The organism is Paenibacillus sp. 1SOY10, assembly GCF_056836745.1.
Genome location: NZ_JBXENK010000008.1, coordinates 26,148 through 42,041 on the forward strand (window position 1 = coordinate 26,148; position 15,894 = coordinate 42,041).

A 15,894-nucleotide genomic window follows, 5' to 3' on the forward strand; every position below is an offset into this window, starting at 1 on the left:
GGAGGGGCAGAGGATGAAATCCATTTGCGTATTTGCCGGTTCCCGGTATGGGGATGATGAGCAATACCGTATTCAGGCGGGAAATTTGGGGGCCGTGATGGCCGAGCGCGGCTACCGGTTAATTTATGGTGGCTCCAGGCACGGATTGATGGGAGCGGTTGCTGATGCGGTGCTGGGCGCAGGCGGCGAGGTCGTTGGAGTGATGCCCTCCGGCCTGATTCACGGGGAGAAGGCTCATCCGGGGCTCACTCAATTCATTGAAGTGGTGGATATGCATACCCGCAAAGCAACCATGAGTCAATTGGCTGATGGGTTTATCGCTTTGCCTGGCGGCTTCGGTACACTGGAAGAACTATTTGAGGTACTGTGCTGGCTCCAGATCGGTATTCACCAGAAGCCGGTGGGCGTACTGAATGTTAAGGGGTATTATGACCCGCTGATCGAATTGGTGGAATCTTGTGTGAATGCCGGATTTGTTCAAGCTGAACAGAGGTCGTTACTCAAACGTGCGGAGGACCCCGGAGTATTGCTGCAACTTATGGAGAGTTTTATTCCGTCCATTGCAGAGGCAAAATGGAAGCAACAGGCGTAATACAGAAATGAACAGGAGGCGATTCATATGCGCTCAAATATGATTCCACAAACCAGGCCAAATCATGCCGGTCGAATCGTGTTCTGCCTGCTAATGGTCCTTGTGCTGGCCACGGCGTGTTCTCCAGGCTCCCAAAGCTCAGGAGAGCTTCCTCAAGAGGCCAACTCTGGTGGGGCGAACAGTGAACAGAACACAGGGGAATCCAGTCCAGGACAGCCATCCGAGCCACCGGGGAATTCGGAAAATGCGAACAGCTCCGATGATACTGCTTCTCCCTCGTCTGATTCAGTGGAACAATGGCTGAATAAGCTGAGCACCGAGGAGAAGATTGGGCAATTGGTTCTGCTTGGTCTGGAGGGGACAACGCCGGATGCAACCGTACGTTCCTTCATTGAGGAGGCCCATGTCGGGGGATTTATTTTCTACAAGGATAACATCCAAGATGTGAGGCAAGCACTTGGTTTATTTAATGATTTGAAGCAGCTTAACCGGGAGCATGCGCAGATTCCTTTGCTTCTGAGTATAGATGAAGAAGGTGGCAAGGTCAGTCGTATGCCCCAGGAATTCGACGGCTTGCCCACGGCTCGCAAGATCGGTGATGCAGGCAGTGAGGAATTGGCCAAGCAAGTCGGAGGTATTCTAGGACGAGAGCTAGGCGATTTCGGGTTAAATATGAATTTCGCCCCGGTGCTGGACGTGAACAGCAACCCGAATAATCCGGTGATTGGGAATCGTGCCTTTGGCACCAAACCGGACATTGTGAGTCAAATGGGGATTGCTGTCATGAAGGGGATTCGCGAGCAAGGTGTGATTCCGGTAGTTAAGCATTTTCCAGGGCATGGCGATACTTCGGTTGACTCGCATCTTGGTCTGCCGGTTGTGGAGCATGACCTGAACAGACTGCGGGAACTGGAGCTGATTCCGTTCACTCGGGCGATTGATGAGGGGGCAGATGTGGTCATGATTGCCCACCTGCTGCTTCCCAAGCTTGATCCCGACCATCCCGCATCGTTCTCGCAGGTCACCATTCATGATTTGCTTAGGCAGGAGTTAGGTTTTACCGGAGTCGTTATCTCTGATGATATGACCATGGGCGCCATCACGGAGCATTATGATATTGGAGAAGCTGCTGTGCAGTTTATTCAGGCCGGGGGAAATATCGTATTAGTAGGACATGATTATGACAAGGGTAAGCAGGTGCTTCAGGCCATTCATAAGGCGGTGGATGAAGGACAGATTACACCTGATATGCTAGACCAGCGCGTTTACAGTATCCTGGAGTTAAAGCGTAAATACAAGCTTGACAATGAAGCGGCGAAGGGTCCTGATCCCGAGCAAATAAATAAGGATATTCGCGGACTGCTGCAGGAGTATAAGCTAAAATGAATCTGCTTCAGGTGGCGTTCATAGAGCTGTCATAAAGCTGTCATAAAGCTTCGGGGTGATGCTGATAACGGGTGAGATCAATTCGCCCGTTCGGCAGCACCTCGATGTCTTCTGCCTCCAGATTCCAAATCTGCTCCTGATAGCCTTCTTCGTCCTGCAGGGCGATCTGGCCCGCGGCATTAACTACACGATGCCAAGGCAAGTGGTATTTGGCACTCATGCTGTGCAGGATGCGTACGATTTGTCTGGCGGCTCGGGGGCTACCTGCTACTGCGGCAATTTGTCCGTAAGTCATCACTTTGCCCGGGGGAATGGCTGCGATAATCTTCAGAGCTCTTTCGGTAAATGGCTGCATCGATGATTCCTCCTTGCGATCTGTCGCAATCTATCTCTTTGTGTTATACCATATCCCACGGAATCGTGACGAGGGCGTAACTATCCTGACGACCGAATCGTACCATTATCAGAGATACACGAATGGGACGGGAGGTACAAGATTTGCAAAAATGGCAACAGCTTGGTTACCCTGGGAAAGCGTATCTGTACGGCTTTCTATTTATCATAACGGTCATCGCCATGAACTATGTGGTCAGTACCCGTTTGCCGGATGGGGGAAGACCGCCTTATCTGTTCCTGATCTGGAACACGTTTTTGGCCTGGATTCCATTGGGACTGGCGGTTGCACTTGATGGGATCAGCCTGCTGGGCTCAAGAACAGGGAGATGGCTTCTGGGCATCCCTACCGGGCTGATGTGGTTGTTCTTTTACCCGAATGCCGCTTATATGATTACGGATATGCTGCATCCCTTTGCGCGTTATCCGATCAGCTCACAGGTGAGGTTCTGGCAGGAGAACTTGTTCTGGGATCACCTGTTCATCTTGTTCTTTGTAGCTTTGTTAGGGCTTGCGCTTGGCTCGGTATCGCTGGCTTCGGTACAGCGACTGGTTCAAAGAGCTTGGGGACATGTTGCCGGCTGGGTATTCGCTGTTGGAGTGCTCTTGCTAAGCAGCTTTGGCATTTACCTAGGACGTTTTATTCGCTGGAATAGCTGGGACGTTCTGAGAACCCCCAAGCACGTGGTGAAGGAGACCCTTCTTTATATGACAGATTCGGCGAACCTGGCGCATGCGATAGGCTTTTGCAAGTGGATTTTTTTGATTACCTTGTTTTGTCACGTGTTACTTTACGGGTTCTCCGCAGTGAGCGGGAACGCTCTGTTACCATGGAAGCAAAGGGAGGAAGCATGACGGAATTGAAGGAGCGGTTACGAAGCGAATTTCCGGTATTGGAGAGCAAGCGTTTGCTGTTGCGAAGGCTCGTTCAAGAGGACTCCAAGGCGTTGTATGACTGTCTGGCAGACCCGGCCGTTCGCGCCTTCACGTTGTTCTCTCATGGAGGCAACCCGCTATTTCCCGGACGCCTGTACCGCTACTTCGAAGATTCTTATCGCACTCTGCGCGATCTTCATTTTGTTATCGAATCCAAGCAAGATCGTCGTCTAGTCGGGTTGTGCTCCTTGCAGTATTGGACTGAGAAGGGGCGTAAGGCTCGGCTTGGCTATCTTGTCTCACCCGCATATTGGAATAGGGGGTATGCTACGGAATCGGTACAAAATGTGGTGCAATTCGGCTTCGGTACGCTCGGTTTACTGCGAATCGAAGCGGACTGTAGCGTGGACAACCCAGCATCGGAGCGAGTCTTGCAGAAGTGTGGCTTGCAATACGACGGTGTAAGGGTAGCAGCTACGCGGCATGCAGCCAAAGGAACTATCGCGGAATTACGCCATTATGTCGCGGAGCGGATGGACTATGAAATCTAAGTGATAGGTTTTGTTACATAAATGAAATATAGCTGTGATCAAACCCTAATAGAAAGAGGGTACACTTGTTACATGACCCCCTTTTGAATATATATTTTCTCTTGGAACCCGGTGCATGACGGCACGGGTTCTCTTTTTTTGTCTTCTTAGTCTAGTCTCAAGTACGAGTTCAAAAAATCGAATTTACTTCTCGAACTGCTTCGTACCGGACGACTTTTTGAACAACCTCTACAAAGGTACGGTAACCTTCTGCTGCTGTTTGTAGTACACCCATTCCTGAAAGCCAATCTCTTTCAAGCGCCGGGCAACGTCCTCGCGTTCATCTCCTACCCTTGCCGGAATATGGGCGTCGGAGCCGAAGGTGACTTCCACGCCGAAGTGCAGTGCTCGTTCCAGTATGGCATCGCTTGGATACCAGCCGCCGCTTCGTTTGGTTTTTCCGGAGGTATTGATCTCAATGGCTACCTCGTTCTCCGCAATAACCTGGAGTGCCCGATCAATGGCAGCTTCAGCCGGAATCTCGGTGAACTCGGGATAATTGCCTTTCATAGCATCGATATGTCCAAGAATCTGAAACATGCCGCTGCGCGCGGATTGTCCGATTAATTCATAGTAAGCTTCCTTGGTAGCTATCTTCTCAGCATGGCTTAATCCCTTCCAGCGGTTCTCGTTGAAGATACTGACTCCGCCTACGCTGTGCACCGAGCCGATAATGTAGTCGAACGGATATTGATTTAGTGTATTTCTGTATACTTCTGCATGCTCGGGGAAGAAATCGGATTCGATGCCGAGCAGGACGTCGATCTTACCTTCGAATTCCTTCTTGAGCTTCAGCACCTCATCCACGTATCCGGCAAAGGCTTGCTTGCCCATGGAGATTCGTGGGAAAGGGCGATCTTCCGGACTGCCGAAGTAGGGGGTATGGTCGCTGATTCCGATGACTGACAGGCCAGCGGCGATGGCGGCTTCAACGTAATCGCGAATGTTGCCATCCGCATGACCACAGCGGAAATGGTGAGTATGGAGATCGAATTTCATAGGAAGAAGAACTCCTTTCTGTTAACACAGGATGGTTGAGCCAACTTTCCGTCTTTCCTTTGATGTTATTCGGAGCTAATAAAGTTGGTTTCGGGCATGCCCTTAAGGTCGCCCAAAAATTGCTGCATCGCCGAGTTGATGTACCGACTGGACTTGTAAATGACTCCCACGGGATGCGTAACCTCGAACTCAGGAATAGGAACATTCTTCAGCGATCCTTGCCGCAGTTCACGAAGGATGGACTGATGTGAGATCAGCGCGGCGCCCAGGTTGATTTCGACCATCCGTTTCACCTCTTCGCTACTGGAGAGCTCCATGACAATATGTGGTTCCATGTCATGCTGCTTGAACACTTCATCCATAAACCGGCGTCCGACCGTATCGGGGGATAGCATAATCATGGGCATATCGCGTAGCGATTCCAGAGTGGGTATAGTTTGATTGGCTAGCGGGTGAAGCGGCGAGACGACCAGATCGAAGGTATCATAATACAGAACCGAGGATAGTACCTGGGGGTTGTTCTCGATCAAATAACCGATGCCGATGTCCACGAGCCCTTGCTCCACGTTTTGGTAGATCAAGCAGGAGGGCATGGATTGAATCGTTGTCTTTATGAGAGGGAACTGGTCCTGAAAATAAGATAAAATCCGCGGTAAAATCTGTATGGCGATCGATGTGGTGGTGCCCAGTACAATATGCCCCTGCGGGGTATGTTCCATATCCGATAGCTTGAGCTTGAGTTCTTCAACGATATCCAGCATGCGTTCGGCCTGTTCAAGAAACACTTGTCCGCGGTCCGTTAACGTCACCGGTTGGTTCCGATCCACGAGTACCGTCCGGAATTCGTCCTCCAGACTTTTGATCTGGGCCGAGACGGCAGGCTGGGTCAGATTTAATAGTTCCCCGGCCTTACGGAAACTTTTCGTCTTGGAGATAGTAATTAACGTTTCCAACTGACTGATATTCACCAGATTGCCTCCCTTTCTTTCCCGTTCCGCTGTATCTTGCAAGCGAAGATTCAGCGCTTTTATGCGATTTTATTAATTATAGGTGATTTTCCTTGATTAAATCAATGACGTAACCGTTTCCGGGTCTTTAGACAGACTTGACTTAAGAGGTTAGCTTAAATTTCAAATTTCGATTTTTAATGACTTATTAGTAGGAATAAAGTATAATGATCCTTAGCCAAAAGATGGGACTTTAGTATGTATAAAGTTATTCTCCTAGTGAAAAGGGGCGCATAATTTTGAAAGCAGAAGTAATCAATCCTTTTCTTGAATCCGCACGTTCGGTCATTGAACAGGTTGTTCAAATATCCCCATCCACCGGGAGCATGGGCATCAAGGACGTGATTCCTATACAGGATCATATCTGGATCCAGATCGGCATGACCGGTCACTTCAGCGGTATGGTTGTTTTCGGATTGCAAGAAGCCGTCGCGCTACGCATCGTTTCCGCAATGATGGGCGGATTTGTACTCACGGAGATGGATGAGATGGGACAGAGTGCGATTTCCGAATTGGGTAATATGATCAGTGGGAATGCCAGCACGATTTTGTCCAATCAAGGATTTGCCGTAGACATCACGCCCCCGCAAGTAATCAAGTCTATTTCCGCTACGCAAGTGGAGCCACGCAAAGCGTTATGTATTCCGTTGCTGATGGATGGGATTGGCGAACTGGACATTCAAGTGATGATTTCTTAAGATAGAATTCAGTAAGACTTGAATCGCTTCTTGATCAAGATGACTTTTTGAACAACCTCTTGAAGGGAAGTTAGGAATATGTCATTACAGGACAAAGTCGTGGTCGTCACCGGAGCCTCCAGCGGAATCGGCGCCATGGCGGCACAAATGCTGTCTGAACGCGGGGCGGTTGTTGTGTTGGCGGCTCGCTCACTTGATAAGCTGGAACAGGTGGCCCTCAAGCTGAAGGGCCCTTATCGGCTAGTGAAGATGGACGTCGGGGACGATGCTTCCGTCGAGTCCGGATTTAAGGGGATCTTTGCCGAGTTTGGTAGGGTGGACTGTCTGTTGAATAATGCAGGTTATGGCAAGTTTGAGTATCTGGATCGTATGCCAATCTCGGAATTTAACGAGATGATGAACGTGAATTATATGGGTATGGTTCGATGCACCCAAGCGGTGCTTCCCGCTATGAAATCCGCGCGTTCCGGGCGAATCGTGAATGTGGCTTCCATTGCCGGTAAGATTGGTACGGCGAAGTCTACGGCCTATACGGCCACCAAACATGCGGTGGTTGGGTTCAGTAGCGCTTTACGTCAGGAGATTCGGGAATATGGGATTACGGTTTCGACCATTAATCCTGGTCCTATTGATACTGAATTCTTCAACATTGCTGACCCGGACGGAGGTTATGTCCAGAATGTACGCTGGATGATGCTGAAGCCCGAGCGTGTAGCCAGGGCGATGGTCCAGGCCGTGGAGAAGGGGATGCTTGAGATTAACTTACCCTGGATTGCTGGAGTGGGAACCAAGTGGTATCATATGTTTCCGCGTCTGGCAGACCGGTTGACTTATAAGGTAATGAATAAGAAATAGCCTGCCGTCTAAGGCAGGCTTTTTACTTGCCGTTTTTCCGGGAGATTTGTTGTGGTTGCCGCTTATCGCATATAATGAAAATAATGGTATCGGATGACATGTACTTTTCAAAAGCAAAGGATGGAACTTAATGACAATAACAACGTTTGCCGATTTGGGCATTGTAGAGACACTGACGGCAAAATTGAAGGAGCACGGCATTACAGAACCCTCTCCCGTACAGGCGGAAGCTATTCCAGCAGCGCTGGAGGGTCGGGATATTTTGGCAGAGTCGCAGACGGGGACAGGGAAGACGCTGGCTTATTTGCTGCCTTTGCTCCAAGCTATTTCGCCCGCTGATAAGACGCTGCAAGGACTGATTCTGGCTCCGACTCAGGAGCTTGCCATGCAAATTCAACGGGAAGCGGAGAAGTACGGAGAATCGCTGGGCATCCGCTCCCAGGCGCTCATCGGCGGAGCTGCGATCAAACGGCAACTGGAGAAGCTGAGGCTACATCCGCAGCTCGTGGTAGGCACACCGGGACGTATCCGGGAGATTCTTGCGCAGCGGAAGCTGAAGCTGCATACTTTGCGCACTGTGGTCGTGGATGAGGTAGACCAGATGTTCCAATTGGGCGGCACAGCCGATGTTGAGCATATCCTGCGGGGAACGCTGCGGGAGCGGCAACTCCTGTTCCTGTCGGCAACGATTAACGGAGATATCCGTGCTTTGGCCGCCAAGGAAATGAAGGAGCCGTTGGAGATCGGCATCGAGCCGGAGCAACGAACCTCCAAGACGCTGGAGCATATGTATTTTGTCTGCGAGGCCAGGGACAAGATCGACATGTTGCGCCGAATTGTAAGACATTTTAGCCCGGAGCGTACGATGGTGTTCATTAATCATACCGATCAGATTGCCGAGGTAGAAGCGAAGATGAATTATGTCGGCCTGGATGCAGGCGCACTGTATGGTGACGCAGACAAGACCGCACGTAGCTTGACGCTAAAGCGGTTCCGGGAAGGCAAAATTCGTGTGCTGGTTGCTAGTGATGTAGCTGCGCGCGGACTGGATATTGAAGACTTGGCGCTTGTCGTTAATCTGGACCCTCCCATCGATGCTGAACATTACGTGCATCGTTCTGGTCGCACGGGCCGAATGGGCCGGAAGGGGCTGTCCGTATCGATTATTGCGCCACAGGAAGAATTCATTATGCGCAAATTCGCGCGAGAATTGGACATTGAGATTGAACTTAAGCAGCTTTATGGCGGAAAGCTGGCCGGCCCTGAAGATCGCCCGGCAGGGAATGCTTCGTCGCGGCAGGGAATTAGCGAAAGAGCGCCTCAAGGTCAAGGCAGGGCTCCAGCTAATCAAGACGATGCACCGAAGCGGAATGCTTCCCCGAGTGAAGGCCTCAAATCAAGACCTCTCGATTTGGGCGGACAGGCTGCCTCAGGGAGTCATGGTGAATCCTATCCAGCCAAACGTACAGGGAATCCGGCTTCTGGCAGGAAGACGACAGGTACGGGACGACAGGCAACCCCAAGCGCGGCCCGGAAGAAGGAGCGATTGCAGGATCGGAAGAACAAGGGCGCTCCCAAGTGGCTGAAGAACAAGCCACCGCAGGATCAATAGGTAGCGTTAGCGCTATTAACGGTAGGAGGAGTTTGGATTGAGTGAATTGCCAGTATTGCAGGTTGATGATTTGAGCGGTGGGTATAGCGTGGGACGTCCCGTGCTCCATGATGTGGCCTTTGATGTGCAACCGGGAGAAATGGTTGGACTTATCGGCCTTAACGGGGCCGGCAAGAGTACGACCATGAAGCATATTCTGGGCCTGATGACTCCCCACCAGGGAGAGATTCGCATATCAGGGCAAACCCGGCATGATCAGCCCGAGCAATACCAATCCTCGTTGGCCTTCGTTCCCGAGTCGCCGTTGTTATATGAGGAGCTCACCGTAAGGGAGCATCTTGAATTTGCCGCAAGGGCCTATAATGTGGATTCAGAAGCATACCGTGAGCGCTCGGAGCGTCTGCTCAAGTTGTTCCATATGGAAGAGAAGGCCGACAGCTTGTCCATGCACCTGTCCAAGGGCATGAAGCAGAAAGTAATGATTATGTGCGCTTTCGTTGCTCGTCCGCCGCTGTACGTCATCGATGAGCCGTTTCTCGGACTGGACCCCCTTGGGATTCGTTCGCTGCTGGACTTCATGCAGGAAATGAAGCAAAATGGCTCGTCCATCCTGCTTAGCTCCCATATCTTGTCGACGATTGAGCATTATTGCGACCGGTTTATCGTCTTGCACCGGGGCAAGGTGCTGGCTCAGGGAACGCTGGCCGAACTTGGGGAGCACATACATACACCGGGTGCCGGGCTGGAGCAGATCTTCTACGACCTAGTGAAGGACGGCGAATAGCTATGGAACTTCGCGCGCTGCATCGACGGCGGAGGGCGCTATTCTGGAGCAAGGTGCTTCCGTATTTGCCCTATGTGCTGCAAAGCGGGGTGGCGGTGCTGCTGCTGATTCTCAGCATTGCCTTTGCCGCCTGGTATACGGCCTTCCTGCGGGATTTGCCACCTGATCTGCCGATTCGCTGGATTATGCTGTTGCTGCTGGGACCGCTAACCGTTCATGCCGGATTTCGTACCTATCTGCAACCGGCGGATATTCTGTTTCTGCTGCCCCAGGAAAGTAAAATGAACTCATACTTAACACCTGCCTTTCGCAGCGGCTTAATCTATAAGGTACCGGGACTGGTTATTGTACTGCTATTGCTCTGGCCTTTGTATCAACGGAGCACAGGGGTCTTCCATCCCTTGTGGTTGATGCTGCTCGTGCTGGTGCTGCTCAAGGCGCTGAGCACCTATGGCGCTTGGCAGGAGATGCGCATAGCGTCATCCCGGGCCCGCTCGGGTTACCGTCTGCTGCGCTGGTGTTTCCTGCTGCTACTTGTAGCCGCCTGGATTTGGCAGCCAGCCTGGAAGAGCGCTTTGTTTATGCTGCTGCTTAGCCTGAACTATGTGCTGCTCTTACGGTTTCCGTTAAAACATAAGGTGCCTTGGGAACATCTCATCGCCTTGGAGCGTTCGGGGGCAGCACGCACAATGCTGGTGTTGGGGTGGTTCGTGGAGGTTCCTGCCGACGGGCAGAAGGTCATTCGCCGCCGTTATTTATCTGCGGTTGGTAATCGGCTTCCCTGGAATCCTGCCGAGGCTTACCGTTACTTATTGATCAAGACCTTTACCCGCAGTGAGTTGCTTGGTATTGTAGTGCGTCTTACCTTGCTGGGCATGGTATTGACGGGCTGGAATGCTCAATCCTGGCTGGGCGCTGTGCTATATCTGTTGTTTGTGTTCCTGATTGGCACGCAGCTTGCTTCGCTGCGGCAAACTCACCAGGATTCGCCTGCGGCCTCCTATTACCCGTTGCCAGCAGGGGCACGCAAGGCGGCGGTATTGCGCCTGGCGACCAGCTTGCTACTGGGCGTTGCCGTTCTGCTATGGCTGCCCATGATTGCAATGCCGGGCGGTGATCCGGCGCTAACCTTCGGATCGCTGGCAGGCGGTATAATCCTGGCCTGGGGCATGCGCTCGACCTGGGCCCGTAAATGGCAAGAAGAGGACGACGAGTAGGAATATAAATTAAAACGGACCGCTTCCCGAAGGAAGCGGTCCGTTCTTGTTAGCCGCAGATATTATAACAAGATGGTGCGACTAATGATGACCAACAGAATAAAGAGAACGAGAATATAGCCCGTGCTTGCGTACAGGCCACCGCCGTATCCACCTCTTACATCCTCTACACCGCTCATGTTTTTTCCCCTTTCATACACCCTGTCAGGTGTCATGTGTGTTCGTACACCGTATTGTATGAAGCGGGAAGGAGCTGTGCTTGGGCCATGGTATAGATCCGTGGCTAAACACCAACCTATTTATTGATTTTGCAAATCCTGCACACCTCGGTAGATCAGTTCGAACAACTCTTCCAAATGCTCCTCAGCAATGCAAGAGAAGGCAATTCGCAGATCGCTTTCCCCGAGCGCAATGGTACCGACACCATATTGATGAATCAAATGGAGCCGAAGCGCTTCGGCTGAAACCGTCTTGAGCTTGAGGCACATAAAGTACCCCGAATTAAACGGGTAATAGTCCCATACAGCATCGTATTTGCCACTGTCCAGCAGGGTTTTAACCTTGTTGGCCCGACCCTTCATCACTTGGAACTTCTCTTCCTTCTGCGCGTTGAACTCAGGCGACTTTAACGCTTGGAGTACAAAGGTTTGGGAAGGATGCGGGCCGCTTGAAATGGTCGACCGAATAATCCCCAATGTCTTCTGCTCCAAGGCGGTGAGCACCTCTTTATGATTATCGGAGAAGGTGATGAACCCGACGCGGAATCCCCATACAAATTCCTCTTTGGTGGCACCATCCACCTTAATGGGCAAGAGGCGAGGATGCAGACCGCAAAGCTTGCCAAACAACGATTCCTGCAGAGAGTCTTCGAAGAACAGTCCGAAGTAGGCGTCATCCGTGACGGCTACAACATTAATACCAGCTTCGGCAGCTTCCAGCAGAGCTGAGACGATCTCTTCGCCTTCCTTCGCACCCGGCGTGTAGCCTGTAGGATTATTGGGGAAATTGAGAACAACGATAGCTTTGCCCTTATCCTTCTGAGCCAGCAAGGCCTCCCGCAAACCGGCACTGTTGAAAGTCATTTGCTCGGTAAATAGCGGGAAATGAACAAGCTGAGCATGACGGCGAACTCCAAAGGTCAATTCGTAATTTTCCCAGTTCTTATCCGGATAGATCACGGCATCCCCTTCGCCTACGAATAGGTCGGCCACAATACTCAGGCCATGGGTCAGGGCGTTGGTCACGATAGGGTTACCGAAGCTCTTGTCAGACAATGAAGGGTTGTCCAGGAGCATTTTGTCGCGCCACACTGAGCGCAATTCCGGCTTGCCTGCCGGCGGGGCATACGGATACAAATCCTGTGGCTTATAGGCAGACAGCGTGTCTTGGATGACCGCAAGATGCATCGGACCACCCTGTTCGGTAGCGATACCGATCGTCGCATTATATTTCTTGGCATGGGCCGAAGCTTCGGCGGATTGGCTCAAGATGCCTTCCTTCGGAAAATAGATCTCCTTGCCCAGCGTGGACAGCATGTCGTACACATGATGATTGCCGGATTTGATGCTCTCGTTTAACTGCTCCGCAAGTGGGGTCATCACATTTCATCCTTCCGATCGGTTTTGATATTTTAAGGAGGTAACGTTCTAAAGCTGCCTAACATTATATCATTTCGATCCTCAGGCGTCACGGTCAATTCATGGGCGCTAATCGATTTGTCCGCTATGTGCGGGACAATACTGCTTCATCAAGTGGATAGTCTTCTGATCAAGCTCTTGATCTCGTTGCTTCAACCCCGTGATGATGTGCGAGAAGGAAGGCTCCTTCACGTTCTGACCGAATTTGAACTTGGCACTGATATCCTCGGGAACAATGCGCAGCAAGGCAACGGCTTTGAGTTGCCCGGCATAGTCGGCATCCGTTGGCACAATAGGCGCATAACCTCCCTCGGGCTGGAGCTTCTCCATGAATAAAGTGAAGACCCTGGCTTTCTCCGGGAGGTCATCAACCTTCTCCACTCGTCCTCGCACCATCACACTTTTGAAGTAGGCAGAGGCCGGACAAGCCAGCTTAGGATCGGTAAAGTATGAAGGAATAATCGCATACTCCTTGGCCACCGTAAAGCTAACGCGGGGATCGTGGGCCAAATGTTTCATCTTCTCCCCCGCCAGGCTGCCATGGAAGTAAAAGCAGGCCCCGTCATACACGAAATTTAGCGGTGTTACTCGGCTCCAGCCTTCCTTGTCCACGGTTCCCAGAAAACCAAAGGTCATTTCCTGTAAAAATGAGGTGATCTCTGCTTCTTCCGTCATGGAGAACTCTTTTCTACGCATATTGATCGCTCCTTATGATCGTGTTGTTCATTAGCTTACGCCGCAAATTGACAATAAAAAAGAACCAATTTACATTAATTTAAATGGTCCAATTGTAAGCGAAAGCATAATGTTGCCAGAGAGGAGGAGAAAGATGCCTGAATTTACGGTTTATTTAGAGAAGTTCAGCAAGAAATATACCTATAAATACCTGGCCCTGTACCACGCTATTCGTGCGGCCATTCATGAAGGTAATCTGCCTGAAGGCATGCGGCTGCCGTCCACTCGGGAATTGGCTTCGCATTATGGCCTTTCCCGAGGGAGTGTGTCACAGGCGTATGATATGTTGAATGCCGAGGGGTATGTACATACGGTGTTGGGGAGCGGCACCTTTGTCACAGCCTCTCCCTATTCACCTGTGAAGGAAGCCAAAGAAGTCCGGCCCATCGTATTATCACGCTGGGGCAGACGGGTAGAGGAGCTGATGGCGGCTACTGGAGAAGCAGCCGATATCATCAGACCCACTGTGACCCCTCCCGGAGTGACTCCCCCCGAACTGATCTCCTACCTTGATGGAGGGACCTGGGAAGCGTTGTTCCCTGTTGCTGAATGGCGCAGTGCCTTGGCCTGGGCCGAGACCGCCGGGAACAACAGCTTGACCGTAGCGGTAGAACCTGCCGGTGACAGGGAGTTGCGCGAGGCCATTGCAGCGTACTTGCGGCGGGCAAGGGGCATTGCCGTTGAAGCCGCACAGATTTGTCTGTTCAATGGATCGCTTCAGGCCATTACACTACTGACCCAACTGCTGCTGGAGGAAGGGGAGGCCGCGGTCCTCGAAGACCCGTGTTACTACGGGATTACCCGAGCGGTGGCCGCCTGCGGTGGCGTGGTAGAACCGGGACAGATGGACGAAGAGGGACTTGTGCCAAGAGATTGGACAGCCAAGCTGCTATTCGTTACCCCTGGCCGACAATTTCCAACCGGAGTGGTGCTTCCCTACGCCCGCCGCCGTGAATTGCTGGCCTGGGCCTCGCGGAGGGAGGCGGTCATCATTGAAGACGATTATGACAGTGAGTTTCGCTGGGGAGGCCGTCCGCTGGAGCCGTTAAAGGCACTGGACCAGGAGGATGGCGTTGTATATATCGGTTCCTTCTCCAAGACAATGTTCAGTGCCCTCAGAATCGGTTACGCGGTGCTGCCCCGCAGTCTGACCCGCCCGGTTGCCAGCGCCAAGGCACTCTACGAGCCGCTGCCAGCTTCCCGGCTTGAGCAGAGGGCGCTGGCGCGGTTTATGCGTACGGGCGGTTATGAGCGCCATTTACGTAGAATGCGGCGCTACTATGGTGCCAAGCAAGAGGCCTTCCGCCGTGCGATGGAGCAGGAACTCGATCAGCTCTTCAAGCTAAGGCCCGCTGATGCGGGCCTGCTTATCTATGCCGAATGGCTTCGCTCCCCGGAGGAATATCAGGTCTTCCGTCAGGCCGCCCTGGATCAGGGTGTAGTCTTCCGTGATGCAGAGGCCTATCGGTTAACTCCGGGGATACCCGCAGCGTGCTTCGGTTTTGCCCATTTGGCGGAAGGAAAGTTGCTGGAGGGAATTCACCGGATGAAATCGGCTTGGGACGATATCCAAGCAGGCCGATATCGGGGTATAATAAAAACAACTTAACAAGCGGTCAGCACTTTTTACGGGAGGGAAGGACATGCTACACATTTCACCGTCTTCATTCGAATTAAAGCCGGCGTTCGCCAAGATCGTGTGTGAGCCCGGATGGAAATGGCATAAACGAGAGAAGCCGCTACAGAACTATGATTTATTCTATGTATGGAGCGGGGAGGGGACGGTTGTGCTTAATGACCAGGCCATCCCGGTGAGCAAAGGCAGTTGCTTCCTGTTCCGGAAGGGAGATTACACCACCGCTACTCATAATCCTCAACGTCCGCTTGTACTGACGTATATTCATTTTGATGTTCATGAGCCGGTCAGCGAGGTGCCGGGCTCTTACCGGGTACTGGAGGAGACACTTGATTTCGAATATATGCTTGCGCGTTACGTGCGCTTGTTTCTGATTAAGGCCTATGCCGCAGAAGAAGAGGCCCGTTTGATCCTCAAGCAATTGCTGATTTATTTGTTGCGTGAAGAACGTGAGGTGCCCACAGAGCGGAAGGTCAGCAATCAATTGCACGAGGTCATCCATGAGGTAGCGAATTACGTGGTACAGCATCCGGGCCTTCCGCACAAAGTGCAGGATTTGGCAGCCCGGGCGGGATTGTCGCCGCGCTATTTCTCTATTAAATTCAAGGAAATTATCGGGATGTCGGTCCAAGCTTACATCATCAAGTCGCGTATCGATCGGGCACAGCACCTCTTGCTCCATGCGGGAATGAATGTGACCGAGGTCGCAGATGCGCTGGGATATCGCGATATTTTCTTTTTTAGCCGTCAATTTAAGCAGTATACGGGAAAAAGCCCCTCCGAAATCCGTTAAGCAGATCACTTATTGCGACTTAAGTCTAGGGCCCTTGCTGGCCTCCCGGCCGTGGCGGCAGAAGATGAGTCAGATATAATATGG

17 protein-coding genes are annotated in these 15,894 nt (G+C 51.8%); 11 read left to right on the forward strand and 6 right to left on the reverse strand.

What is annotated here, in order from left to right:
- Positions 1–13: 13 nt before the first annotated feature.
- Both AC1VOR_RS17190 and nagZ read left to right on the forward strand, forming a co-directional pair.
- Positions 14–592 carry an LOG family protein gene (locus AC1VOR_RS17190; protein WP_482619543.1) on the forward strand — a complete coding sequence of 193 codons (579 nt, stop codon included), beginning with the start codon at positions 14–16 and terminating at the stop codon, positions 590–592.
- Positions 593–619: 27 nt separating this feature from the next.
- Complete coding sequence (gene nagZ / locus AC1VOR_RS17195; RefSeq protein WP_482619544.1) at positions 620–1,978, forward strand: beta-N-acetylhexosaminidase; 1,359 nt, start codon at positions 620–622, stop codon at positions 1,976–1,978.
- Between the two features lie 40 nt (positions 1,979–2,018).
- Here the strand turns inward: nagZ and AC1VOR_RS17200 are convergent, their stop codons facing one another.
- On the reverse strand, positions 2,019–2,333 hold the full coding sequence (locus AC1VOR_RS17200) for an MGMT family protein (RefSeq protein WP_482619546.1): 315 nt from the start codon (positions 2,331–2,333) through the stop codon (positions 2,019–2,021).
- 143 nt (positions 2,334–2,476) lie between these two features.
- Between AC1VOR_RS17200 and AC1VOR_RS17205 the strand changes: the two genes are divergently transcribed.
- Both AC1VOR_RS17205 and AC1VOR_RS17210 read left to right on the forward strand, forming a co-directional pair.
- A complete protein-coding gene (locus AC1VOR_RS17205) occupies positions 2,477–3,226 on the forward strand; it encodes a DUF1361 domain-containing protein (RefSeq protein WP_482619547.1) in 750 nt (249 codons plus the stop codon).
- Entirely contained in the window at positions 3,223–3,798 is a 576-nt protein-coding gene (locus AC1VOR_RS17210) for a GNAT family N-acetyltransferase (protein ID WP_482619548.1), read from the forward strand. Before AC1VOR_RS17205 ends, AC1VOR_RS17210 begins: the two co-directional genes overlap by 4 nt.
- Positions 3,799–4,026: 228 nt before the next feature.
- Here the strand turns inward: AC1VOR_RS17210 and AC1VOR_RS17215 are convergent, their stop codons facing one another.
- Together AC1VOR_RS17215 and AC1VOR_RS17220 are read right to left on the reverse strand one after the other, a co-directional pair.
- A complete protein-coding gene (locus AC1VOR_RS17215; protein ID WP_482619549.1) occupies positions 4,027–4,836 on the reverse strand; it encodes a histidinol-phosphatase in 810 nt (269 codons plus the stop codon).
- A 65-nt stretch (positions 4,837–4,901) separates the two neighbouring features.
- Positions 4,902–5,804, reverse strand: a complete 903-nt coding sequence (locus tag AC1VOR_RS17220) for a LysR family transcriptional regulator (protein WP_482619551.1) — start codon at positions 5,802–5,804, stop codon at positions 4,902–4,904.
- Positions 5,805–6,082: 278 nt separating this feature from the next.
- Between AC1VOR_RS17220 and AC1VOR_RS17225 the strand changes: the two genes are divergently transcribed.
- The 5 genes from AC1VOR_RS17225 (at position 6,083) to AC1VOR_RS17245 (ending at position 11,009) form a co-directional block, all read left to right on the forward strand.
- Positions 6,083–6,541, forward strand: coding sequence for a chemotaxis protein CheX (locus AC1VOR_RS17225; RefSeq protein ID WP_482619553.1), 459 nt, complete (start codon positions 6,083–6,085; stop codon positions 6,539–6,541).
- A gap of 78 nt (positions 6,542–6,619) precedes the next feature.
- Positions 6,620–7,396 (forward strand): SDR family NAD(P)-dependent oxidoreductase, encoded by a 777-nt coding sequence (locus AC1VOR_RS17230; protein ID WP_482619555.1) that lies wholly within the window; start codon positions 6,620–6,622, stop codon positions 7,394–7,396.
- Between the two features lie 130 nt (positions 7,397–7,526).
- Positions 7,527–9,008 (forward strand): DEAD/DEAH box helicase, encoded by a 1,482-nt coding sequence (locus AC1VOR_RS17235; RefSeq protein ID WP_482619557.1) that lies wholly within the window; start codon positions 7,527–7,529, stop codon positions 9,006–9,008.
- A 37-nt stretch (positions 9,009–9,045) separates the two neighbouring features.
- Positions 9,046–9,792, forward strand: a complete 747-nt coding sequence (locus AC1VOR_RS17240; RefSeq protein WP_482619558.1) for an ABC transporter ATP-binding protein — start codon at positions 9,046–9,048, stop codon at positions 9,790–9,792.
- A gap of 2 nt (positions 9,793–9,794) precedes the next feature.
- Positions 9,795–11,009, forward strand: coding sequence for an ABC transporter permease (locus AC1VOR_RS17245; RefSeq protein WP_482619560.1), 1,215 nt, complete (start codon positions 9,795–9,797; stop codon positions 11,007–11,009).
- 62 nt (positions 11,010–11,071) lie between these two features.
- Here AC1VOR_RS17245 and AC1VOR_RS17250 read toward each other — a convergent pair whose 3' ends face one another.
- The 3 genes from AC1VOR_RS17250 to AC1VOR_RS17260 form a co-directional block, all read right to left on the reverse strand.
- On the reverse strand, positions 11,072–11,188 hold the full coding sequence (locus AC1VOR_RS17250; protein ID WP_482619562.1) for a YjcZ family sporulation protein: 117 nt from the start codon (positions 11,186–11,188) through the stop codon (positions 11,072–11,074).
- A 120-nt stretch (positions 11,189–11,308) separates the two neighbouring features.
- The gene (locus AC1VOR_RS17255; RefSeq protein WP_482619564.1) at positions 11,309–12,607 is read right to left on the reverse strand and encodes an aminotransferase class I/II-fold pyridoxal phosphate-dependent enzyme; all 1,299 of its coding nucleotides are present in this window, start codon (positions 12,605–12,607) and stop codon (positions 11,309–11,311) included.
- A 108-nt stretch (positions 12,608–12,715) separates the two neighbouring features.
- Positions 12,716–13,342, reverse strand: a complete 627-nt coding sequence (locus tag AC1VOR_RS17260; protein WP_482619565.1) for a pyridoxamine 5'-phosphate oxidase family protein — start codon at positions 13,340–13,342, stop codon at positions 12,716–12,718.
- Between the two features lie 133 nt (positions 13,343–13,475).
- Between AC1VOR_RS17260 and pdxR the strand changes: the two genes are divergently transcribed.
- On the forward strand, positions 13,476–14,990 hold the full coding sequence (gene pdxR, locus AC1VOR_RS17265) for a MocR-like pyridoxine biosynthesis transcription factor PdxR (RefSeq protein ID WP_482619567.1): 1,515 nt from the start codon (positions 13,476–13,478) through the stop codon (positions 14,988–14,990).
- 34 nt (positions 14,991–15,024) lie between these two features.
- A complete protein-coding gene (locus tag AC1VOR_RS17270) occupies positions 15,025–15,810 on the forward strand; it encodes a helix-turn-helix domain-containing protein (protein WP_482619569.1) in 786 nt (261 codons plus the stop codon).
- Positions 15,811–15,894: the final 84 nt, after the last annotated feature.

Coding starts and splice junctions, on each gene's coding strand:
- AC1VOR_RS17190 (WP_482619543.1), top strand. CDS start 14: ATGAAATCCATTTGCGTATTTGCCGGTTCCCGGTATGGGGATGATGAG.
- nagZ (WP_482619544.1), top strand. CDS start 620: ATGCGCTCAAATATGATTCCACAAACCAGGCCAAATCATGCCGGTCGA.
- AC1VOR_RS17200 (WP_482619546.1), bottom strand. CDS start 2,333: ATGCAGCCATTTACCGAAAGAGCTCTGAAGATTATCGCAGCCATTCCC.
- AC1VOR_RS17210 (WP_482619548.1), top strand. CDS start 3,223: ATGACGGAATTGAAGGAGCGGTTACGAAGCGAATTTCCGGTATTGGAG.
- AC1VOR_RS17215 (WP_482619549.1), bottom strand. CDS start 4,836: ATGAAATTCGATCTCCATACTCACCATTTCCGCTGTGGTCATGCGGAT.
- AC1VOR_RS17230 (WP_482619555.1), top strand. CDS start 6,620: ATGTCATTACAGGACAAAGTCGTGGTCGTCACCGGAGCCTCCAGCGGA.
- AC1VOR_RS17235 (WP_482619557.1), top strand. CDS start 7,527: ATGACAATAACAACGTTTGCCGATTTGGGCATTGTAGAGACACTGACG.
- AC1VOR_RS17245 (WP_482619560.1), top strand. CDS start 9,795: ATGGAACTTCGCGCGCTGCATCGACGGCGGAGGGCGCTATTCTGGAGC.
- AC1VOR_RS17250 (WP_482619562.1), bottom strand. CDS start 11,188: ATGAGCGGTGTAGAGGATGTAAGAGGTGGATACGGCGGTGGCCTGTAC.
- AC1VOR_RS17255 (WP_482619564.1), bottom strand. CDS start 12,607: ATGACCCCACTTGCGGAGCAGTTAAACGAGAGCATCAAATCCGGCAAT.
- AC1VOR_RS17260 (WP_482619565.1), bottom strand. CDS start 13,342: ATGCGTAGAAAAGAGTTCTCCATGACGGAAGAAGCAGAGATCACCTCA.
- pdxR (WP_482619567.1), top strand. CDS start 13,476: ATGCCTGAATTTACGGTTTATTTAGAGAAGTTCAGCAAGAAATATACC.
- AC1VOR_RS17270 (WP_482619569.1), top strand. CDS start 15,025: ATGCTACACATTTCACCGTCTTCATTCGAATTAAAGCCGGCGTTCGCC.